At 43.9% G+C, this 21,966-nt stretch carries 17 protein-coding genes and 2 pseudogenes; 2 read left to right on the top strand and 17 right to left on the bottom strand.

Annotation, left to right across the window (positions count from 1 at the left end; genetic code table 11):
• Positions 1 to 201: 201 nt before the first annotated feature.
• A complete protein-coding gene (locus tag AC58VC_RS15865; RefSeq protein ID WP_497369689.1) occupies positions 202 to 759 on the top strand; it encodes a TetR/AcrR family transcriptional regulator in 558 nt (185 codons plus the stop codon).
• A 185-nt stretch (positions 760 to 944) separates the two neighbouring features.
• On the opposite strand, the gene AC58VC_RS15860 is transcribed toward AC58VC_RS15865, so the two are convergent.
• Positions 945 to 1,520: a cysteine hydrolase family protein gene (locus AC58VC_RS15860; RefSeq protein WP_497369688.1), complete on the bottom strand. Its 576-nt coding sequence runs from the start codon at positions 1,518 to 1,520 to the stop codon at positions 945 to 947.
• Positions 1,521 to 1,706: 186 nt separating this feature from the next.
• Here AC58VC_RS15860 and AC58VC_RS15855 point away from each other — a divergent pair, with 186 nt between their 5' ends.
• A complete protein-coding gene (locus tag AC58VC_RS15855) occupies positions 1,707 to 2,315 on the top strand; it encodes a TetR/AcrR family transcriptional regulator (RefSeq protein ID WP_497369687.1) in 609 nt (202 codons plus the stop codon).
• A gap of 342 nt (positions 2,316 to 2,657) precedes the next feature.
• Here AC58VC_RS15855 and AC58VC_RS15850 read toward each other — a convergent pair whose 3' ends face one another.
• The 16 genes and pseudogenes from AC58VC_RS15850 to AC58VC_RS15775 form a co-directional block, all read right to left on the bottom strand.
• The gene (locus tag AC58VC_RS15850; protein WP_497369686.1) at positions 2,658 to 4,025 is read right to left on the bottom strand and encodes an eCIS core domain-containing protein; all 1,368 of its coding nucleotides are present in this window, start codon (positions 4,023 to 4,025) and stop codon (positions 2,658 to 2,660) included.
• Between the two features lie 309 nt (positions 4,026 to 4,334).
• The gene (locus AC58VC_RS15845; protein WP_497369685.1) at positions 4,335 to 6,110 is read right to left on the bottom strand and encodes a Rieske (2Fe-2S) protein; all 1,776 of its coding nucleotides are present in this window, start codon (positions 6,108 to 6,110) and stop codon (positions 4,335 to 4,337) included.
• A gap of 565 nt (positions 6,111 to 6,675) precedes the next feature.
• Positions 6,676 to 7,275, bottom strand: coding sequence for a response regulator (locus tag AC58VC_RS15840; protein WP_497369684.1), 600 nt, complete (start codon positions 7,273 to 7,275; stop codon positions 6,676 to 6,678).
• Positions 7,272 to 8,408 (bottom strand): histidine kinase, encoded by a 1,137-nt coding sequence (locus tag AC58VC_RS15835; RefSeq protein WP_497369683.1) that lies wholly within the window; start codon positions 8,406 to 8,408, stop codon positions 7,272 to 7,274. Before AC58VC_RS15835 ends, AC58VC_RS15840 begins: the two co-directional genes overlap by 4 nt.
• Before the next feature lie 72 nt (positions 8,409 to 8,480).
• Positions 8,481 to 9,545, bottom strand: a complete 1,065-nt coding sequence (gene desA / locus AC58VC_RS15830) for a Delta(5) desaturase DesA (RefSeq protein WP_497369682.1) — start codon at positions 9,543 to 9,545, stop codon at positions 8,481 to 8,483.
• A gap of 861 nt (positions 9,546 to 10,406) precedes the next feature.
• Positions 10,407 to 10,574: pseudogene (locus tag AC58VC_RS15825) on the bottom strand (adenosylhomocysteinase); the annotation flags it as partial.
• A 317-nt stretch (positions 10,575 to 10,891) separates the two neighbouring features.
• Entirely contained in the window at positions 10,892 to 11,380 is a 489-nt protein-coding gene (locus AC58VC_RS15820) for an AAA family ATPase (protein ID WP_497369681.1), read from the bottom strand.
• A gap of 138 nt (positions 11,381 to 11,518) precedes the next feature.
• Positions 11,519 to 11,836, bottom strand: coding sequence for a metallophosphoesterase (locus AC58VC_RS15815; RefSeq protein ID WP_497369818.1), 318 nt, complete (start codon positions 11,834 to 11,836; stop codon positions 11,519 to 11,521).
• A gap of 578 nt (positions 11,837 to 12,414) precedes the next feature.
• Positions 12,415 to 12,537 (bottom strand): hypothetical protein, encoded by a 123-nt coding sequence (locus AC58VC_RS15810; protein WP_497369680.1) that lies wholly within the window; start codon positions 12,535 to 12,537, stop codon positions 12,415 to 12,417.
• Positions 12,538 to 12,766: 229 nt separating this feature from the next.
• Positions 12,767 to 14,227 carry a sulfatase-like hydrolase/transferase gene (locus tag AC58VC_RS15805; protein ID WP_497369679.1) on the bottom strand — a complete coding sequence of 487 codons (1,461 nt, stop codon included), beginning with the start codon at positions 14,225 to 14,227 and terminating at the stop codon, positions 12,767 to 12,769.
• Between the two features lie 213 nt (positions 14,228 to 14,440).
• Positions 14,441 to 14,809: a Ger(x)C family spore germination C-terminal domain-containing protein gene (locus AC58VC_RS15800; protein WP_497369678.1), complete on the bottom strand. Its 369-nt coding sequence runs from the start codon at positions 14,807 to 14,809 to the stop codon at positions 14,441 to 14,443.
• Positions 14,810 to 14,894: 85 nt separating this feature from the next.
• Positions 14,895 to 15,278 (bottom strand): Ger(x)C family spore germination protein, encoded by a 384-nt coding sequence (locus tag AC58VC_RS15795; protein WP_497369677.1) that lies wholly within the window; start codon positions 15,276 to 15,278, stop codon positions 14,895 to 14,897.
• A gap of 347 nt (positions 15,279 to 15,625) precedes the next feature.
• The gene (locus AC58VC_RS15790) at positions 15,626 to 16,609 is read right to left on the bottom strand and encodes a glycoside hydrolase family protein (RefSeq protein WP_497369676.1); all 984 of its coding nucleotides are present in this window, start codon (positions 16,607 to 16,609) and stop codon (positions 15,626 to 15,628) included.
• 213 nt (positions 16,610 to 16,822) lie between these two features.
• A complete protein-coding gene (locus AC58VC_RS15785; protein ID WP_497369675.1) occupies positions 16,823 to 17,077 on the bottom strand; it encodes a hypothetical protein in 255 nt (84 codons plus the stop codon).
• A gap of 43 nt (positions 17,078 to 17,120) precedes the next feature.
• Positions 17,121 to 17,605: pseudogene (locus AC58VC_RS15780) on the bottom strand (glycosyl hydrolase family 95 catalytic domain-containing protein).
• 428 nt (positions 17,606 to 18,033) lie between these two features.
• Positions 18,034 to 21,891, bottom strand: coding sequence for a golvesin C-terminal-like domain-containing protein (locus AC58VC_RS15775; protein WP_497369674.1), 3,858 nt, complete (start codon positions 21,889 to 21,891; stop codon positions 18,034 to 18,036).
• Between the last annotated feature and the right edge of the window lie 75 nt (positions 21,892 to 21,966).

Raw genomic sequence — 21,966 nt, 5'->3', positions numbered from 1 at the left:
TTGTCATGTGTTTGCTGCCCATTGGAACGAAACCGCAATGTCCACTTAATATAATTGGCAACCCTTGTCCAACTTTTTTGATTTATGCTGTGATCATCTTAACAGGTCTCCTCGTTTGATATTTAGACTATTTATGTTAAATGTCTATGCGTCTATATTAAACAACTAGACAAAGTTTGTAAAGTGTATAATAATAACTTCATGGACGACAAAAAGAAGCTTCATATACTATCCGTTGCATTGGACGTGTTTTTCAAGTATGGCTATAAGCGAGTGTCAATGAATGAAATAGCAGAAGCAGCGGGTATTTCGCGCGCGGGTCTCTATTTGTACTTCAAGAATAAAGAGGAAATATTTAACGCGACGATTCTTCATTATGGCGACATTCTCATTGAAGAAATAGTAGAAGGACTTTCTTCAAAGAAAACGCCTGAAGACAAAATTTTATATGCGTTCGAGGTATGGTCTGTAAACAATTTCGATCAATCGTTGAACTCGCCGGAAGTAAAAGAAATGACCGACAGCTCATACACATTCGCTCAAGAGGCACTCGATGCGAGCTACAATAAGCTTGAGGTGGTTCTGATCTCTATTCTGCAATTGCATTCGAATTCTGATGGCAGCCCAAGTTGCCTATCTACAGAGAAATTGGTGCATCTTTTAACTAGTGCATTGCGCGGGTTTAAAATTGTCGCCAGAAATTCTTCGGAGCTTCGCCAAATGATTGAAGACTTGCTTCGAATTAGTCTTAAGAATTAGGAAAGGATGTTTCATCTTCTGCTATCGGAAAGCCGACTATAAGACATAATTTAGCTAACGAAAACAGGGAGCATTTGCCGCGGCAAACTGCTCCCTGTTTCTTGGGCTATCGTCCTCATTAAATCAAAGCCTAGATGCCTTCGGGCTTTTAACTTAGTTCAGTGATTCCGGTACAATATAATATTTCAGTTGATTAAAGAAGCTACCCATGCGTCGACAGATACCACCTCGGCCTGATGGGGGAACACCTTTTCAGTTAGAATGCGATGAACCTCGGGGTCAGTATCGATACAAGCATCGGAAAGCACCGTAAGTGCAAAGTCTTTATCTGCCGCTTCCCGTAAAGTCGAAAGAACGACTCCACTTGTGGCGATACCGCTGAGAATGAGCGTGTCGATTTGGTTGGACCGAAGGATTACCTCAAGGTCACTCCCAGCGAACGCGCTCACTCGAAGCTTAGTCACAATCGGCTCGTCCGGTCGTGGTTGTACGGATTCATGAATTTGCATAGCCTCTTCCGGTGCCACCACTGTGCCGGCCCTACTGGCAATACCCGAGAACATTTTGTTTCTAGAACTAATCTCGGGATAACCAGCGCGAAATGCGACACGTACGTAAATAATGGGGATCGCGTGACTGCGTGCGACTTCAATTGCCTTTTGGAATGGAAGCAGTGTATCATAACTGTCTACGAACCGCGACACGACGCTGTTTTGCATATCCATGACCAACAATGCGCTTTTGCTCGATGCGTTTTGCATGTGTTTATTACTCCTTTTCATCAAATTTTAGGTTGAAAAATTTAGGGAGACATACTTGGATCGATCACGAACTACCTTCCTATCACAATCGGAGAAATCATTCCGTTTATAATTATACGGAGAGCATTCTCCGTTTGTCAACAAATCGTCAGTGATGTAATATGAATAAAGAGGTGTTATCCCAAGATGACTAAAAAGAATTTTTCAACTGGAGATGGTGAAACAACAGCTTCCGTCGTCGCTACTCCTCCCGAGAAGGCATTACGTGCAGATGCCAAAATAAATCGGGATAAGCTACTCAATGTCGCCCATAGCGTTTTTTCGACCGAAGGCATCTCCGTCTCGATGGATGAAATCGCCCGACGTGCCGGTGTGGGCGTGGGCACCGTCTATCGGCATTTCCCGACGAAGGAAGATTTGTTTGGGGCCGTCATTGTCAGCCACAAGGCGCGTCTTATCGAAGAAGCAAATCAATTGCTTAACCACGACGATCCGGGCGAAGCATTCTTTCAATATTTTGTAGAAATCATACGCGAAGGGATTGCAAATAAAGCGATCACTGATGCCCTTGTTAGCAGTCTGAGTATAGACGCTGGACGTTCAGAGATTGCAAGGGATTTTTGGGAAGGGATTGACAAACTTCTCACCCGTGCCCGAATAAGCGGCTCCGTGCGGGCTGATGCTCGCTGTGAGGATATCAAAATCCTGCTTACCGGCATCCTGCAAGCAACCGGTGCCGGAGGGACTTTTCCGGACCGCGTCGTGTCGATCCTATGCGACGGACTTCGTCGGTAATAAATTGAGTGGTGCCATATTTATTGAGAAAATATGCATAAAATGCATAAGATTTTTGCTCCCCTAGTACCGCGCATGATTCCCTAGAAACAAAAAAGTACTTAGCCATGACATATAAAGTCAATGCTTAAGTACTTTTTATATTCTCTTAAATTAATTTTTCTAATTGATTGTAGTTCAATGATAATTCACTTATGCCGTTATCTGATTGCATGCAGAGCTCCCCTATCAAGGTAAGCCTCACCTCCATCGATGACGACCACTAGATACGTTGCTAGGGTCAATCGCACCCGTTCCAAAGCCATTGTGATTTGTAACGAATTTACCGAGAGGTTTCCAGCCTTAGTATGGTGTAGAGGCACCGTTGCCGACAATGATATTGAAGCTTCCGGATTCATAGTGCTGCGCTGTGTAATAAAATTCATTATTCAAGCCCATAATTACACGCCGTGCGCCTCGATGAGATTTATGATCTGAATCGGGAAGATCGAGCTTCATATAATAGTTCGCGTTCGCACTTTTCGGAAGCTCACCTTCTTTGTTCTCATAACGGACTCCATTACCTGCTAGCAATAGGGCCATGATGGGATCGATGCCAGGAACCTCGGTATTGCGAAGAATCCGGTTAATATTAATATCTTTCTTCTTCCGATAACCCTCTTGGAGTTCTTTCTTTTGAGCGAGTCTGGCTCGATTATTCGTAGCTATATAAGCCTGTTCAATCTGGTTATCGGCAGCTATCCAACGAGATTGCACCTGGGCAAAGTTGAAAACGAGATCAGGCTTGCGAATTTCATCAAGAAAATTGTTCCACGCAGTAGTCCATGTATCCACAAGGGGATCCATCTTGCATGAAATAGCATAAGTATTCTCCCAGGCGAAGTCGCCAAACAGCTGGGCAATCGTTTTGGTGCCTCTCTTGGCAATAGGACCTGAAGCATAAGTTTCTAATAGCAATTTATGTGCCGCTGCGGTGCCAGCATGTGTGAGGATGGGAGCACCAAAGTCCTGCAGGATATGTCTTAGCTGCATCGTCTTTCCGGTTGCAGCTCCAGATGGAACCTCTAGCCTTGGAGATGCGGGAAGATGTTTCAGATGTCCTGCGGCATACAAGGCTGATTCGGATGCAAGCGGAGTTTCTTGTGCAACGGTATGCGACGCTTCGGCAACCTTTCTCTGAAGGGCCGAATCTTTACTCACAGCCTTTGCTCCCATTACATCCGCTTCCAGTTCCAGTGCCGCATCATCATTGACCATGGCATCCCCCATCTGCATGGTGGGCTTTACTCTTCCTTGCCGCTGCTGGACAACATGCCAAGCCTCATGCGCCAAATTTCGCTCTTGTCCCGGTGCAACATGAATATCCGTACCTTCTGCATAAGCTTGGGCCTGTAATTGCGCAGGCTTATCCGAATTATAATGGACCTTCACATCGTCTAACGATTGACCCGACAACTGCTCAACTCCCGATTTCAGCCGGTCAGGCATGCCGGTTTCATTCTTCTTTCTTTGAATGAGCTGGGCCACTGCTTGGTTGCCAATAAGCCTTTGCAATTGAATAGCTTGGCCAAAGCTTATTGGGGCACGGCCCGTGGAGAGAGACTTTCCCTCCAAAATAGACGGATAGCCTGCTGTCTCTTTAGCTTCTTTGTTAGGAAGATTCGCTGTTGAAATTTCTGAGCCGGTTTTTCGAGGGAGTTGCTCTTTCATAATTCCACCTCTCCTTCTACCAAATTTTACCATCCCTATCATTATAACACATTGACCCCTAAATAAATTAACCTCCTATTGATAAGACTGAAGTAAATAAATTCCTCTAACAACTGGGGTTCTATGTAAAAATTGCAGTCCTACATAAAAATAAAAAAGCCTGATTTCTCAAGCTTTTACTGAATAAGTTATGTAGGTTTCAGCCTTCTCTGGAAACCCATATAGGGAGAGCTCTGTGTGATGGCGTTGATCATCATATCCTATCATTGCCTACACGATATAGGAAACGACGCTCCAGTAAACTGTCTGCTATTCCTCTTCAAACAACCGTTCTCCTTTATGCAGCCTCCAGGCAATTTTAGCTGTATGCGGGAGCTCACGCGCTGTTGGCGCGTGTGCAGCCAAATATCGGGTGCAGGCGAGCAGCATCGTTTCTTTGGCCTTCTCCGCAAAAGAGCTTGCAATCGCTTGCCAGCGGTCGTATTCGGCCACGGCAGCCTCATACATTTGGAAAGAATGGAATTCTGCATCCTCCCGCAGCAGCGCATGGCCAAGCGTGTTAATCAGAGCTCCCGGCTCCCCACCGCCATGTAAGTAGTTCACAACCCATTGCGCGGCTGGTCCGACCTGCTGGCGCTGATCGAGCAAATCGAGCAGTACCTGATGATCGGTTGTCGTGGCGGAGCCGGAAGGCTTCGGCCGCGCGGTTGTCGGCACATTTAAGAAACGGTCCAGATACACGCTGACGGCTCCGTGAAAAATCGCCCGTTGCAACAGCGGCTCATCCGATTGCAGAAGTCTTTCATGTACGGCGTGAGCATAAGTGAACGTATGGAGGACTGCAATCCAATCACCGAAATCATTCTGCGTATGGAAACGAACGATCCGTTCCGCGGCTGCCAAAGCAACGATCTGCGCCAATTGCGCCGGAGTCGTTCCCGAGATAAGCAGGTCGCGCAGCAAAGCGATCGTCTGCTCCGGCGAATCACTCAGCAGTTGCTGCAGCAATTGCTCTTCCGTATGTGCAGACAGAGATGTCTGCTGCCGCGAATCCGTTGACCCACCAGTGGGCTTAGCCTGCGCTGCATAGTGCTCAAGCTCGTTGACCGCTTGCTTAATCGGTTGTACAAGATTTAGGGGCGCCTGCCATTGGTGCAGCTCCTCGCTCCTTGTCGGACGACCCATCATTGGTAAGAGCGAAGTTAAAATCCGCTCCTTTTGCGACTCCTCCGCCCACTCTAGTGCTTCAAAAGCTTTGCTGTGGAAATCGAACACATGGCCGCCGTCCAAGTAGAAGTGATCTGTTGCGGCGATAAGCATCATTTCCGACAGTCGCTTTGTATCAATACCCTTCAAAATAGCGGTAAGCAACACTTTCTCAGCACCCTGAGTATCCCTTACCTCTATACATTTGCGATACCATTCGGTCAACCGTTCGAACGGTACGTCCGCAGACGGCAGTGTTGACAGTAAGTGGCGGGTTCCTCTACCCGAACTTCCCCGAGCGACATGAACAAGGCCTTGGTATAAAGCCAGTATCTTGCCGTTCTTGTCCAGCTTGTCAATGCTTTGTGCCATCGCTGTAAGTATCGTAAGTCCGGCGTTCCAACCGGTTCCATATGTCGTGCCGAATTCGATGCCGATACGGGCGATGTCCTGCTCCGGCACCCCCGCTTCGATCAGTCCGACGACCGCTTTTGCGATGACGATGCCGATATTTTGCTCGAGTCCTTCTTTCAGTCTATACGTATATTTTTCCGCGCCTTCCACTCTTCTGGAAACAGGATTTATCCATACTTCGCCGCCGTCGACCCGCACTTCGTATGATGGAACATCATCCGCCCACGGATCAAGCGTACCGCCGCTGCAGACATCAAACCGGGCATGATGCCAGTGGCATGTCAAAATTCCGTCGCATAAGCTCCCCATTTGGAGTGGAAAACCTAAATGCGGGCATCGGTTGTCCACCGCGTATACTTGGTCTTCATGATAAAAAACAGCGATGCCACCACGTATAACCTTTTTACCCACTTGTTTAAGCGCTTCCAATTCGCCAGCTGAAATCCAGTTTAAATTGACATTCATCGATACAGCCTCCTTTTTTTTCAAGCTGTACTTCAAACAACATTTGTATTCGGTCAGAACTCGGCACAATAAATCCTGAAAGAGCTGCTTTTAATGCAGAAATATTCTTTTGCTTCCCATTTTTGAACATAAATATTTCATATCTTTATTTGTCCACCTGTAGAAGGATTTGTTATGAAGAAACCTTCATCAGGCACATAAAAGGTCTGCCTACTTGGATAACCTTAGCATATACCTACCCCAAAAGCTCCATTATTGTGCTTAACAGCTGCACCTAGGACCTCGGAATCTTTAGGTAGATCTCCCTGAGCTTCATCCCCTATTCGAATCGTTTTACCAACCCAACTGTTTTCAATAAATCTTCTTCGTTCGGCACATCAATAACAATATTGCTTCTAAAACGTCTAACTTCTATACGACTTTCAAGAGTGCATTCCGGCAGACGAGCTGCTGAAAATCTTCGAACCCTTTTATCGTGTAAATAAATCTCGTTCCCGTTAAACAGGAGGAGTTGAACTTAGTTGATCTATTGTAAAAACAATAATTGAAAAATAAGCAGATTCACTCATTTGAACCACCCCTTCTCTTTGAAACGCATAATAGCCTCAATTCGGTTACTGACATTGAGCTTATCAAGGATAACAGAAATATAGTTACGAACCGTACCACGTGTAATATACATGTGATCAGCGATTTCCTTCGTATTCTTACCATCGGCGATAAGGGTTAGAACTTCCTTTTCCCTCTCGGTCAATGGATTTTCCTCATTATAAGTTTCGTCTACAAGCTCTGAGGCATAGATTCGCCTTCCAGCCATAATACTGCGAATCGAAGTAGCCAGTTCCTCGCTCGGGCTGTCTTTCAACAAATAACCGTTAGCACCTGCCTTCACTGCTCTTTCAAAATACCCGTACCGGGCAAACGTGGTCAATATGATGACCTTGCAGCCTACTCCCTTAAGTTCCTCCGCGGCATCTAACCCGTTCATTATCGGCATCTCGATGTCCATCACACAAATATCCGGCTTATGCAGTTGAACAAGTTTTACAGCATCCTCCCCATTGCTTGCTTTGCCTACGACCTGCATATCTTCTTCCAAGTCGAGTAAGGAAGCAAGGGCACCAAGTAGCATCCGTTGGTCCTCGGCAATTACAATTCGAATCATATCCTCACCTCCCTTTCCGGTGGAATGATAGCATTAGGTACTTTTATAACAATTACCGTACCTTGATCTGAAAAAATTTCCATAGATCCATTAATAAACTCCAGTCGCTCTTTCATGCCACGCAATCCATTACCAAGTAAAATAAGGCAATCTTTCGTCATACCGATCCCATTGTCACCTACCTTGATAACGAGATCACTTAATGAAGGTTCTATAGAGATTAAACACGAAGTAGCATTGCTATGTTTGATAATATTCGTGATCGCTTCCTTCAAACACATGCTCAACACATTTTCGTTTATCAGGGATGTATTTGTTAACTTCGTGTCGCCCTCTACTATGAGGTCGATCTCTGCGGCTTTCAGAATCTGCTTGATCCGAAACATCTCATCCACTAGTTTTGCACCGCGCATTTGAGTAACGATTTCCCTTACTTCCTTTAACGCAATTCTAGCGGTCTGCCGCACATCATTAATTTCGTTTAGTGCTTGCGTCGGATTTTTGGTTATTAATTTCCCAGCTAGATCACTCTTCAAACCAATTAATGAGAGCTTTTGGCCAAGTGTATCGTGTAAGTCTCGAGCGATCCTTTGACGTTCCTCAAGCTTTACCAGCTCAGAAATCCGTTTATTGGCATCCTCTAGTTGTACTTGCAATTTTTCACTCTTATTTCGGTTGTACGTAGTGACAGGAAGTAGAATAACACCAATTACACATATAATGATAAAAGGTAACTGCGTTAAAAACACAGGATTTTGAGATACGAATCCATAGTTTATCGCTACAATCGTGGTTATCAAATGAATACAGTAGAGCGTGATAAATCCTGCTCGACTTTTCATCGTGCCTATAAAAAATGCTAAAAACAATGAAAAGTATACATAGCTGAATACTAAAGTCATGATAATTGAAATTATAATTTGTACACTCGTCCAAAAATACACAATCCATCCTTTAGAAACGAAAGAAAGCACATAGCAACTAAAAAATACAATAATCATAATTGAGCCTAATACAATATGGTGCATGTCAGAAGAACGGAATATGAAATAAAAAGGAAGAATGTAAAAGACAACCCATATATACGGACTAAGACCGGTGTTTTTGTGAAAAATTTGATACCACTTTTGCATAGTCCGTTTATCCTCTATTTCTTCAACTTAGATTTAATATTATCTTAGCATAAACACGAAACCATGTATTTACTACCTTTGTAAGCTCGACTTACGAGCTTCAATGATTATTTTGTTCGCCAAAGCAACTTGCTCATTACGCTTAGAAAGATCAGGTTTATTTTTATAACCAACAAACGTTTTGTTATGTTCATCCCAAAGACGGAAGCGCAGCGATTTCAGACTTGTTCCAATTGTGATGGTCGTTGCCTGTTGAAGCGGTGGAGTCGCATTATGCGCTTTCTCCAAATTATAATTTGGCACTTTTGGACTCAAATGATGTACATGATGAAACCCAATATTTCCTGTTATCCATTGCAAAAGCTTGGGCAGCTTGTAGTATGAACTTCCATCTACCGCGGCTTTCACATAACTCCACTCATCTTCGTTCTCAAAATAGGAATCTTCAAACTGATGCTGCACATAAAACAGCCAGATTCCAAGCAAGCCGGCAACAAACATTATTGGACCTTGGATTAGAAGAAACGACTGCCAACCAATTGCCCAGATCAGTAATGAATATAATGCAAGAATGGAAACATTCGTCAAGTAAGTACTAATTCTTTCCTTACGTTTTGCACCTTTCGTGTTAAAGCGGTTCGTAAATAGGAACAAAAAAATAGGACCAAATCCGAACATAATAAAAGGATTTCGATATAACCGATACGCAATTCGCACCCATAGAGAAGATGCCGCATACTCGTCGACAGTTAGCACCCACATATCACCTACACCACGTTTTTCGAGGTTACTGCTTGTTGCATGATGGATGGAATGACTGTTCTTCCACTGTTGATAGGGAAAAAGTGTAAGGATACCTGTAATTGTACCAATTATTTCATTAGCCTTGCGGTTCTTGAAAAACGAATGATGACAACAATCATGGAAAATGATAAATGTGCGTATAACGAAACCGGATGCAAGGATCGTGATGGGGAATGTAATCCAATATGAGATAGATAGGCTTAGATATGCAGCAAACCATAGTAGCGCTAACGGTCCTAAAGTGTTGATTAGCTGTTTGATGCTAGCCCTCGTATTTGATTTTTCGTAAGGGGCAACTTGTTTTTTCAAATTGGTTAGTGTAGATTGTGTCATCGTTTAGTTCCTCCTCGATATGATCCGCAGGACTAATGAACGAACATTAGTAGCAGCATCCTAACTCCATTATAGGTCCTCCTTTCCATTCTTTGCAGTCATAAACATCATATAGAGAGTATGATAAATGTCATACCCTCTAAAGTTGAACGATATAAGTTTGCTTGTCACACTATGGTGGGCGGTAATGATATATTGTTCATTTCTCCGCAATTCAAAGGGAGGATTCGGGACAGCTTTTCGCTGGATTACAATCCGACCTGCCATGAACCTCTTTTTCCCATAATAAGTAGCTTGAAAATGCTCCCTATTAATTTCTAACCCCAATAAAAATATGAAGTCTCTACAAAGATATAATAAAGCAAAAAAAAAGATAAAGCATGAAAAAAATGTGGTATTCCATAAATAATTAGAAACGGAGCCCGCAAACCCGCGTGGCTCCGTTTCTGTTGCTTCAGAATTATACAAAGCAATTATTGGATCCTCAAATGCTTCACAGCATGCACCTTTGAATCCGTGTACTTGTGTCAAGTTGCCATGACTTCATCGTAGAACGGATACTGGTCACAGTCATTGATACACAGCTTCAGCATCTGGAAGAAAGTAGCTTCTAGACTCTGAACCATTATTTGCCTTCAATCGATATTTCTCGATATATAGTGATAGGTATGTTGTCTACCCTATTTGTCGTTGATCCATAAACATCATTCCAAGCAACATTTTGGTAAACCTTAAAATTAAATTATTCGTTATCTAAGAAAAACAGCTCAAGGAACAACGACGTTCGCTTAAGCTTTTCTGCCACATATTAATGTTCAACCCAACTGTCCAGATAATCTTTCTGCTCTTGTGTTAGTGAATCGTCATATCCATGATTTCTGCCGGATGACCGTCGCCTGCCGCCAAGTTCACGAGGCGACCTTCCGCTAAAACGTATAATTTGCGACCATCCGCCATTTGATACTCCTCGATATTGCGACGCACGGATCTATTCGAAACTGATATTGCCTGAAGCTCGATTTTGTTCACTAACGCATGATATCAAAAAAAATGTGTGGTGTCATAATTATTGATAATATGGATGTCAAAAAACCTGATTTATCATGATCTAGTTTCACAATTATTGAGAATCGATTTATTTGCCACATCCTAAAGATGCGGTAATTTTCATAATTGATGAGACTATCCGCACATGTAAATTTGTATATTTATTCACCCTAATGCATAACTGGAATAGATCCCGTTTTTGGATTAGATTCCTGCGTCTGCAGTCTTTTCTTATAACAAAAAAAGGAACACGTTTAGCCCAAATTGGGCTCGTGTTCCTTTTTTGAATTTACATTTAATCAAGCAATCAGACTATAATGTAAACTTCTCCTATTAATGTGTGCTATATTTAGAGATTCTATGCGAGATTGTAACGGTAAAGTCCCAATGTACAGAACTTTTATATTTGTCTGATCCACAACCCGAGACAATAATGAAGAATGCTTCAGCATCATTTTATTTGATATTAATAGATTTTGTGAGTCATCGATCACTAGAATCAAGTATCGAGATAATGTTATTAATAGATGATTTTCCAATTCTAATGTAGCATTTCGTAGCGGATTAAGATCCATCTTTCGTAATAATGAAATGATAAACTCTTTCTCACTACCACTACTAGGAACATTAGTTAGTACTGCTGAATTAACAATAGTTATTCTATTGATATCTTCACAAATTTGCTTTGCAAAGAATGACTTGTCAACTCTAGAATATCCATCAACAAACATAAAATCAGCTGGGGAAGTGTAAAAACTCTCAATTTCTGATTTTAGATTATTAAACATTCTTCTCGCTTCCAACTAAAGTACCAGTTCTTATATAATTATTCCCAAACTTTAGAGATTATAAACATATTTCGATCAAATAAAAATTACAATAGACTGCAATCACAGAATAAGTGATTACAGTCTATCTATTTTCACTTATACTATTTTTGAATAGTATACATGTTTTATGGAGGGTTGCTCCGATTCCTTGTTTGGGAATGTATCGGCATTCCTCACGTCGTTTTCGTCGAACCATGCTTGATAAAACTCATGATTTCCAAACGTCAACGCAATGTTCTTCGTACGCGGATTTAACTTCAGCAATTCATCTAATTTGTCATAGTCAGATGACATTCCATTTGTTAAATCACCATTGATGATGAGAACATCAGAATTTGGATTCAGATCGTTTAAGTCACGCAGTGCAGCAGCAAATTTTTGATGTGACTGCTTGTCCAAAGACTGCACATGAATATCGCTAATAACAGGGAAGGATCAGCTGGGGCTTCTCCTCTTCCTTTGCATCGAAAGGAACATTGAGTAAAGCAAACGACAATCCCAATCTCAATAAAACCTATTTTCACTCCTACTACACTCCATTTCCATTCATTATGATATCCGATATGTATTACCTCATAACCTTTGAATGTAAGCAAGAAATTTAGCGCAATCAACTAAATCTCATATGAACGTCTCGACCCAAGCTCGCTGTCTGCTTAAAGTTAGGCGCGCAAACAAAGAAGACAAGAGCATATGTCTCTTGTCTTCTTTGTCGTTCATTGCCCCTAATCAGCTTTTTATTCTGATAGTCTGCTATTTCAGCGCCCATGCTTGTCCGCGCATCCACTTGTCGCTTGACGCCTCTAGTAGTTATTCCCGGTTTGGATTAGATCATCCTTGGGCGCAACATCTTGGTAAGTCGCCTTTTCATTTCCCACCGTGACATCGGTGACAAGAACCCGCCGCTCACTTACGGGGCAGGTCGGTTATCATGTATGGCCATTGACGAGCCGGAATACAGACAGGAGAAGGGGTATAAGCATTTCGAAATGTTACTCCTTCTGTAGCCAGCCAGCTATTGCAGCTGTGCGTATCACCTGGTTTCCTTCATATCCGGTCACATCCGGCCTATGCTCGTCACTCATCAGAAACAAAATATTGGGTCGTTTGCTCATTACTCATCCTCCAACTTTTGTATGGTTAACAACACCAGTACGATTTGAAGTCCCTAAAAGCCGAGATTAGTACCTAGTCAGCAACTCATGCAGCTGCTCCTGCCTAAATTCGATATATTGCTTGAAATCTGCCTCGGTCTTGTATAGTACGAGGGATCCAGCATATCATATGAAGGGCCTTGCAGATATTCCCTCCAATGTTCGGCGTTATATCCGGTCGATCATTTCCTCAACCATTCTCACCTACCCTCATGGGTATGAATTCAAGTATAGTGTCAGCCAACCTCTGATACATCTGCAGCGTTACATCTTGCATTGCAGGATCTCCATAGAGATTAACATGCTCATGGGGATCATGCTCAAGGTCATACAACTCGTGTTCATCCCCAAGTTCATGATATACCAACTTCCATCGGTCCCACCGGATCATGCGCATTGTTCCCTGCAAAGAAAGCTTGTTTCCCTCATAGGGTAAATTCGGATTGGACGGATTGCGTGCTGCGGAGAATTCCGTTGCAGGTTCTTTCCAAGAGTAAGGGCGACCCGATACGCCATATTCCGCAAAGGCGCACTCCCTCACCTTCCCCTTCTCACCCAGTAAGATTGGCACAAGACTACGTCCATCATACCGGCTTGAATCTCCTCCTGTCACTGCGAGCAGCGTCGGCATGATATCAACCAAAGATACAAACGCATTAGTCGAAACACCTCCAGTAATCGATGCCGGCCAGCGAATAAACATGGGAATATGCGTCAAGCAGTCGTACATACTCGGGCTTTTCGTATATAATCCGTAATCTCCCATATAGTCACCATGATCCGTGATAAAGAGCAGCAAGAGATCATCATCGTATCCTAGCGATACAATCGACTCGACAAGCCTTCCAATTTGATCGTCAATCAACGTCATCATGCCGTAGTAAACTTCCTTCATCTTTGTCGTTTGCTTCTCCGTGAACGGAATTACCGCATCGTTCATCTTCTGATGCAGCCAGTGACGATAAGGCTTGTGAAGCAGTTCGTCTTGAACCTTATGGGGCGGCATCACTTTCCCCTTGTACATGCTGTGATACGGTTCAGGTACCTGATATGGCGTGTGCGGATCTGTATAAGATACGAACAAGAAAAATGGCTGATCCATATTGTGCTCCTGCTCCTTATGTTCCTTCAGGAACTTTATGGCATCCGAGGTGATGCGATAGGAAAATGTTGTTTCCACAGGGAAGGGAGCTGACTCTTCTGCCAATCGAACAACTTCCTCGCTAAGGTATTGATTATAGGCCTTGTATTCCTCAACATGCTCTGGATCGTCCACAGGTCCGCTCGTATGGCCATATACTCTCCAATAATCAAAGTCGCCAGCATTCAGAAACGTATGGTTTTTGCCGCAGAGTGCGGTTCGATACCCAAGAGCATTCAGTGCAGCAGGTAAATGTGTTTCATATTGTGCCAGCTTTGTGTCCTGATTTCGCAGCACCCCGGTAGAATGAGGATACATCCTCGTCATTAACGAACACCTAGATGGACCGCATACCGGAGCAGGTGTATACGCATTTGAGAAATTGATTCCCTCTCGTGCCAAGCGATCCAGGTGTGGAGTTTGTAAAACTTCATTTCCGTTTACTCCAAGCATATCGAAACGCTGTTGATCTGTCATAATGATGACAATGGGAGGATATTGCTTCCCCATAACATTCCTCCTAAGAATTATGCTCCTATAGCAACATTCTATTTTTAAAAATTATACTAAAAATTTTATTTGTGCATTTCCAATATCTTTTGATAATGTTTCAAAATATTATTGATATTCCATCGAATTTCGGCTCTTTTCTTTTACATGAGGTAAAACAACAAGGAGACAAAAAGTTTCCATATAAGGGAAAATGCCTGTATTAATGGAGTCCTACAACACGGGTTTGAACCCATTGTCCAGAAGCGGATGAATGCGACTTAGCTCCATCTGCGAAGCGAGCATAATGAATAACACAAGCAATGTCACAACTACCCATGAAAAAAATTTTAACTGCTCGAAAAATAGTTTCAATACCCATGCGCACAGCAAGAACCAGAATGACGAAAAAGAGAATTTCAATGGCTTCAAGCAACTTAATACCCCCACTGTATTATTCACATTGTTAATTAAATAATTGTAGGCTTTGCTCTCCTGCTCATTCAGCCAACCGAGCATATTATCTCCTCTGAAGTAGGCCAAACCTGCATATTTTAATTTTGTTGGAGGATTAATGTATTCCATATTGGTTTTGCTTGGCATTTTTTCGTCGTTTCCTAGCAATTCAATTGCCGTTAAAACCGGATTCTTCCTTCCGTCACTAAATCTTGGATCACTTCATCCAAGGTCACCACTTTAGTAGGCGCCCAAGCATGTCAGACGTAAGCAGAGAAAAGTACATACGGTTGGCCGGGATTTTCTCCAACGGCGTTACAATCCTGAGAATACTTTCTGCAGTTCGATGTTTGGCAACAACAAAAAAATCAGTTCTGTACTCGTGATCACGAGTCAGAAACTCCAATGGCGGGGCGATGCTTTCACGTGAGCGCTCCTCACCAAGCACTAGCACACGCAAGTGAGCTAAATAAATTTTCCGAGGTGCTTCCGTTGTCATTCGCCGAAGCGCTTCAAAAATCGTTTTACGTTCGGATTTATACAATGTGACAGCCAGCCCCTGTGATTTTCCGACGTTGGCTACATTACTTGGCACGACAACTTGTACCGATACCAAATACTGACTGCCGACCTTATCGACCCCATCCCACAGCTACAGCAAGCGTGTTCAGTTTACGACTGTTCCAACAGCCCGTCAAAAGGAGCGGCAGCAAGAAAATCCACAGTGCATGAAACATTGTGTTTGTCACACAACATTCCCCTTTAAAGTATTCCATCTAAGGCTTTCTCTCGTATCCGCTCTTTGCTGATCGGTCATAAAAATTAAAATGTTAGGTCTCATTGTCATGCTAACTCCCTTTCATTTACTCATCAGCTTTGATTATGTAAAATAAGCTCAACCATGCTGCAGCAGACATTCCTTTTGAATACGCACTCAAGATTGATTTTATAGAATTGTTCAGCTCATCGACTATAAATTTGTTCAGTCAAAGGAATTGCGACATTAAAGGCGATTTCCCTGTTTGGGTCTACCGCTACAGCACAGTACAATACGGCCGGCTGGCCGTTTTCGAACAGCAGTTGCGGCCTTTCCAGCGCTTCTACGGGCTGGACGACACCGTCCTCCCAGACGATCTGGCGCAGAAAAGCCAGCGGATGATCGGCAGGACCCCAATCGATACCATTTTCCGACTCGAAAAGCGCAACAGAACTCACCCCGGTCTTGGTAAAATATCCTTGAAAATCCTTAACCAGTGCATAAAAGCGATCGTCCTGTGACCAGATAAAAGGATCCTCCACAGACCAGTCGTTACCGGGATTCACCATAATGGGCCCGGCAACTTTACGGAACGGCCCCAGCGGGTGATCGGCTTCGGCGACACCGCACACGACCGCACCGCCTTTGGGTAACTGCCCTTCCCCAACGCCTTTATAGACCATCAAGATCTTGCCTTGCGGCGTTACGGTTACTGTCGGATTGCTCACCATTAAATGATCCCATGCACCCGGCGTCACGTCGATGACAGGCTGGGGAACACGCCGCCAAGGCCCGCCGGGATGATCGGCTTCGGCGACACCGATCCGCTGATGATTGCGGTGATCCCAGTATTCGCCGCTCCCGTAGTTGCCCATATAGAATAAATAGTACTTGTCGTCATAGGCAATCATTGTCGGATTATGAATGACATCGGCATCCCAGCCTTCTCCGCTGCCTTCCAGCACGAAACGCTGAAATTGAAAAGGTCCCAGCGGATGATCAGAGACGGCGTAACCGACAAGCGATTTGGATACCCAGCCGTCGTGTTTACTTTCAACAGGCCAGCATGAGAACAGCATATGATAAAGTCCGTCTTTTCCTTTTACAACAGTCGGGCACCAAACATGGTAGCCTTTCAGTAGAAAAATTGCGCTGCTAGGTACCGGAAGCAGCATTGATTGAAAATCCATTCAAACTCCACACCTCTCCATATATGTTGTTCTTCTATTGTACGAAGAGATTTTGGCGTTAACTTCAATTATTTTATGGCTTTCTTCCAAAATTTTCGGATTTTGCTGAAGATTAATCCCCTACCCTCACGAAAGGTGGATCGGGATGAAATCCCGGGATAACTGGATTGCTATATGCTGTTTGCGCAAGTTCCATGGATAGGTTCCTCCTGCTTAGTTGATAACCAAGACTTTTTCCGTCGTATCAATGGCTAGCAGATACCCTTGAACATGCTCGAAAGTCAACCGAATCGATGCGGCATGACCATTTGGACTTAGATGAGCTAGCTTAAGCTCCGGCGCACGGTACGGTACTTCCTTATGATAAACAGCCCCAAGAGCCGCCTTTGCCAGACGTTCGCCAATCACCTTATTGCCAGCAGGATTGTTATGAATATGATCGGACAACGGACAATTCAGCGTCAGCACAACCTATACAAAGGGGATTTGAAGCTCCGCTTGTCGCTGAGCTTCACGTACCACCCCACACCGCATTATGCGAGTTATCGCCACCTGGTACACGGTTAAGCTGAACCGTTAGAAAGGTCAATTGAGCCCGTTTGTGTTTAAGCAGTTCCCTGAACGCTTGATCCATCCCAAGCTCCTCGCTTGCCCGGATACGATTCTCAAACAGATCGTCAATAATTTGAAAGGCCATCGTTGGACTCATATCCACCGCCGTTTTTGTCCCGTCTGCCGCTTGGAACGTATTTTCGGGTGATATCGTCGGGCCGGTGACAAGCCATCCGTATTGCGGATGCTCTACCATGAAAGCAAGGAAAACAAGGCCACTTCCTTCATAAATGGATAACCTCTTTGCTCTAGCAGTTTGATATCGCCCGTAAACAGATAATGATCCCAGTAATGCCTGCCGCGCCACGCTGCTCCTTCCTGCCACAGCAGGGAAAGCGTTGCCCGTAGAGACGTATTCAGCCAAGGATTCGTCCGTATGTTCATGTAACCAGTTTCTATCGACCTCTTACCAAATATCTAAACAAACGGCAAAAGGTCTAGATCAAGCCCTATAGCTTTATTTATTTTTCTCCCGAGATTTGATGGTTTAATATCTTTTCGAATCATTTCAAGATTTTACGTTTTTTTGGGGGGTAATCCGGATAAATCCCGGTACCAGAGTTGAACCAAAAAACCGTTTTTCAAGCTGTAGCCTGAAAAACGGTTATTGGTCTAACTTCAATAATTTTCGAACTCCATTTAGTATCTGTCATACACTTTATAAAGCAGTACAGCGGCTTCAAACCGGGTCACATTACTTGCAGTCTCATTTTGCCTGTGCCATCTACATACCAAATTATAATATGCTCAGAATAGCAGAGCCTGCTGCCTTTGTATCACTAAATGCGGTTCCTTTCCATAACCTACATGTTCTAGTTATGGAACGACACCTGTTGTGCTGCAGCTAGATTGTTGCCCAAACTATCTTTAGCCCCGGTTGTAACATTCACTGTGTAATCCGAGTTGGTAGCCAGAGCCCCGCTGAATTCAACTTTAAATCTTAACGGACTGATCTTCGTAATGGTGTAGGCAGGCACCGTTCCTCCTCCTACTTTAGAAACAATGATCGAACTGTTTGTCAATGTTGCCGCATCCATCTGTTTGTTGAATCGTAGAATGAAATTGGCTTGATTCGGCTGATTGGCATACGTTACCTCAACCACACTGTCCTGTGGAATTAGCACAGGTCTGTATGCTGGATACGAAGACGTAGGATCCGAGCTTAGAGTTTTGGAATAATTCCTGACCCAATCGAATTCCGCGTCCTTGCCATCGATCTGATTGGGATTAATATTACCGTCAAAATACGTGATAACCGTACTTAAAAAGTTGGGATAAGGGACATCAATGTTAGATCTCGGGTCTTTATAGTTCGTATAATCCGGAACACTATAGGTCACCCTGTTGTCGTAAGCCATATAGAACCCTGGCGGCGACATGTACCCCGCAAACGTATGGAACTCCTTGGTATTATTCTCGTTAGTGGACCATTTAACCTCTCTAGGGACTGCCTGACCACCAAGGATAAACCACACATTATTTGAAACTTCATCCATTCCTGTGCCTTCATTCCAATTATAATCTGTCGCACCGCCATTACTCATTGATGAAGCATTACTCGTCCAATAAGAAGTATGGCCGCCATATGCATTCGGATATTTGTAGCGAGCCTCGAAGTAACCATACTTTTGTTGATAATAAGACTCCAGATTGCCTGCTGAATATGGGACGCCCTTCCGATTTGTAACCTGATTTTTCAATTTCACAACACCATTCTCTTGTTCAATACTGTCGGCCCATTTCCCGGACAAGCCTGCAATTCGTGTGTAGTTAACGCTGCGCCATTTACTCCAGTCTACGTTCGGACCATTGAAATCATCAAAGAAGGTCATGTGCCAATCATAACCGAGATCAGGACCCGAAGATAAAATCTGTCCCCTAAACTGATCAAGCATGACAATGGCATCCGCTCTTGTTACCAGTTGGCCAGGCACAATAGCATTATTCACGTCTTTCGGCATGATCTCTGCTTTCAACACCCGATAGAAGGCATCCTGCAGCGTATAGGAGCTAATGGAACCCGCATTGCTGATTGTTGCCGATAAATACTGCGCCGGGTTATCTGTAAAGTAATTATCAACGTTCAAGTATCTGCCCGTATAGTCAATTCCGTTTGACATAAGGCGTGCGGCAAATTCCCGGTCCACTGGCGCATTGATACCCAGAGCGCCGTTTGATGTAGAAATCCCGTACAAGAGACCTGCCTTCTTGGCTGCTCCAATGTTTCCCTTGTAAGGCACGGTACCTGTTGTATCCGTATAAGTCGCTTCCGCCGGAGCATCCTGCAGATTCATCAATCGGGTCAATACGGCAATAAATTCCGAACGGGTCATGGTTTGACTTGGACTAAAATGGTAGTTGGCGACGATGCCGTTTAGCGTCCCTTTACTCACCATTGCATTGACGATATGTGCCGTTGTCTCATCGTCTACATCATCCACTTGCTGTTCATTGAAATACTTTTTCGTCGTTGCAATAATTTCTTTAATGATCGCATTGCCGGGAGTAACCTTTTCAAATTTGAAAGCGCTTAATCTCGTCAAGTTGGAGGTACCGATATATTCGTCCGCCGTCCCTGCCGCAAAATCATAAGTCCCGATCGTATACCAACTTCTCGCAGCAAAGTTTGCTTTGGGCATCGTTACCGTATCTTTCACCCCATTATGGTAGATGTCCAGGATGGGATTGGTGCTGTAATGCGCAGGATCGACTACATAATAAGATACTTTGTATGACCCCGGCACGGTAATCATAGGGCTCCATTTAATTGGAGCAGCGTTCGGTTTATAAATGTATTTTCCGTAGGGAAGTTCCACGGCAAATGAACTGGACCCCTGGATGGATACATCATTCGGCGATATGCCCGGTGGCACTTGAGCAGATCTTACTTTATTCGTCATTGTAATATTAGGAGGATCTATGGTTGTTGGCGCTGCATTCGTTGTTACGATGGTGTTATAAATAGACACACCTTCCAGCTTCGGCTGTGAAAACTTCACGCTGGAGGCGATGGTCCCCCCGCCGGAAGATAATTTGGTCAGCTTGACGAGTTCTTTGCCCGTTCCTGAAAAATTGAACTTCCCTAACCGGAACCAGCCGTTTTCCATGACGGTTTGATTCAAGGCCATCGTCTCCACTTTGCCATCATGGAGAATTTCAATTGAAAAGCTGTTATCCCCCATTTGAACGCGAGTAGGAACATAAGCAAATACTTCGTACTCTCCTGCGTCGAGCGGCCCAGGATTATACACGGCTGCCGCATCTTTCTCGTACGAGATTCTTGGAACCGAATACGTATTATCTGAAACCAGCGCACTATTCTGCCAAGTGCCGGTTTCACTATAGCCGATCGGGTTCACAGCCGATTGTTCAGCCGCAGTTTGATTTCTAGTCGTTCGTTCCAGTATAACCTCGTAGCGAATTGCTAGGGTTACAGTCGGTTTGTTCGAATCCGTTGAGCCCCTTGTAATCCGAACATATTCATCGCCGCTTCCATTAAAATAGTAGGTGCCGAGCTCTTCCCAACCGTCCCTGTTCGTATTCATGTCTACGGTAAGCGTTTCAACTTTTCCGTTATGATAAATGGACACCACAGCTTGATCATCGACTGAAATCCCGGTATTCTTGTATAGGCTTATCTTCGTCATTCCCTTTGGCGTTTGAGCCTTGTACTGATAATATTCACCCGGTACAATCGTCGATTTGTTCCCCTGAAAAATATTCGGATCTAAATTCGGATACACATAGCTTGCCCAATTCGAGTCTGTATTGTAGCTTATGGAAAAAGGAGCGTCTTCAGGGACGCCGTATACGTAATCGTTCACACTATATACATATCGCGAAAGCGTCGTTTTTAATCCAGGCTGGCCTAGTAATGTAGCCGGTGGAATACTACTTTGATTAGGATTGCTCAAGTTGTACACATCACCTGCAAGTTGTGCGTTCAGAGCAGCTTTGAAAAACGTTACAGCCGCATTGAGATCAGCCATTGCTGCATCAACCTGATCTAAAGACGCACTTGTACTATTCAGTACCCTCGTGGCGTTATCGATATTCTCTTGAAGCCTTTTCTTTGAGCCAATCGCATATTGTCCGCTAGCTGTTCCCTCAACTGTGCCAACCATTAGCGCTTCTGCTCGTGAAATGGTCGTTTGCAGATCGGGTAGCTCGGGTACAAATTTGACGGCATCCGCTCTCACATACTTGCCGGCTGTATTCAAAGACAGCTTAATAGAGCCGCTAGTACCGGATGCAAAGGCATACTTGCCAAGGTGAACCCATCCCGAGGTACCTGTCGTATAATCCAAATATGTAGTCGTTATTCCCCCATTATAGACGATGTCTATTTTGGCGTTAGGATCACTATTGCTTGGATACACTACTTTGTAAATATAAACATCATAATCACCAGAAAATGTAAGGTTCGGTTTCCATTGCGCAGAAGGTCCTATTGCGCTTCCTGCAGCTCTTGTGGACGAATTGTTATACCCGGTAAGATTGCTTGCTGACCATGTACCTGTTTCTGAATAGCCCGTCGTGCCATTATCAACAACGATCTCGACTACTGGGCTGCTGGCATGCGAAACATTCGTACTCAGGCTAATCGGCATACTAATTAAGAGAACTGCGACAATAAGCAATAGTTTAAACCCATAATGTCCAGACTTCATATAATCCTCCTATAATTCATTATTGTCTGGTTAACGTTTTTTCAAGTAGTTTAACCAGTAAACACCGCTGTTTGC

It is taken from the genome of Paenibacillus sp. J22R67, assembly GCF_059692175.1.
Note: the sequence above shows the minus strand (reverse complement) of the source record. Positions and strands in the feature narration are given on the sequence as shown.

Coding starts and splice junctions, on each gene's coding strand:
- AC58VC_RS15865 (WP_497369689.1), top strand. CDS start 202: ATGGACGACAAAAAGAAGCTTCATATACTATCCGTTGCATTGGACGTG.
- AC58VC_RS15860 (WP_497369688.1), bottom strand. CDS start 1,520: ATGCAAAACGCATCGAGCAAAAGCGCATTGTTGGTCATGGATATGCAA.
- AC58VC_RS15855 (WP_497369687.1), top strand. CDS start 1,707: ATGACTAAAAAGAATTTTTCAACTGGAGATGGTGAAACAACAGCTTCC.
- AC58VC_RS15850 (WP_497369686.1), bottom strand. CDS start 4,025: ATGAAAGAGCAACTCCCTCGAAAAACCGGCTCAGAAATTTCAACAGCG.
- AC58VC_RS15845 (WP_497369685.1), bottom strand. CDS start 6,110: ATGAATGTCAATTTAAACTGGATTTCAGCTGGCGAATTGGAAGCGCTT.
- AC58VC_RS15840 (WP_497369684.1), bottom strand. CDS start 7,275: ATGATTCGAATTGTAATTGCCGAGGACCAACGGATGCTACTTGGTGCC.
- AC58VC_RS15835 (WP_497369683.1), bottom strand. CDS start 8,408: ATGCAAAAGTGGTATCAAATTTTTCACAAAAACACCGGTCTTAGTCCG.
- desA (WP_497369682.1), bottom strand. CDS start 9,545: ATGACACAATCTACACTAACCAATTTGAAAAAACAAGTTGCCCCTTAC.
- AC58VC_RS15820 (WP_497369681.1), bottom strand. CDS start 11,380: ATGTTTAATAATCTAAAATCAGAAATTGAGAGTTTTTACACTTCCCCA.
- AC58VC_RS15810 (WP_497369680.1), bottom strand. CDS start 12,537: ATGAGCAAACGACCCAATATTTTGTTTCTGATGAGTGACGAGCATAGG.
- AC58VC_RS15805 (WP_497369679.1), bottom strand. CDS start 14,227: ATGGGGAAGCAATATCCTCCCATTGTCATCATTATGACAGATCAACAG.
- AC58VC_RS15800 (WP_497369678.1), bottom strand. CDS start 14,809: ATGCCAAGCAAAACCAATATGGAATACATTAATCCTCCAACAAAATTA.
- AC58VC_RS15790 (WP_497369676.1), bottom strand. CDS start 16,609: ATGGATTTTCAATCAATGCTGCTTCCGGTACCTAGCAGCGCAATTTTT.
- AC58VC_RS15775 (WP_497369674.1), bottom strand. CDS start 21,891: ATGAAGTCTGGACATTATGGGTTTAAACTATTGCTTATTGTCGCAGTT.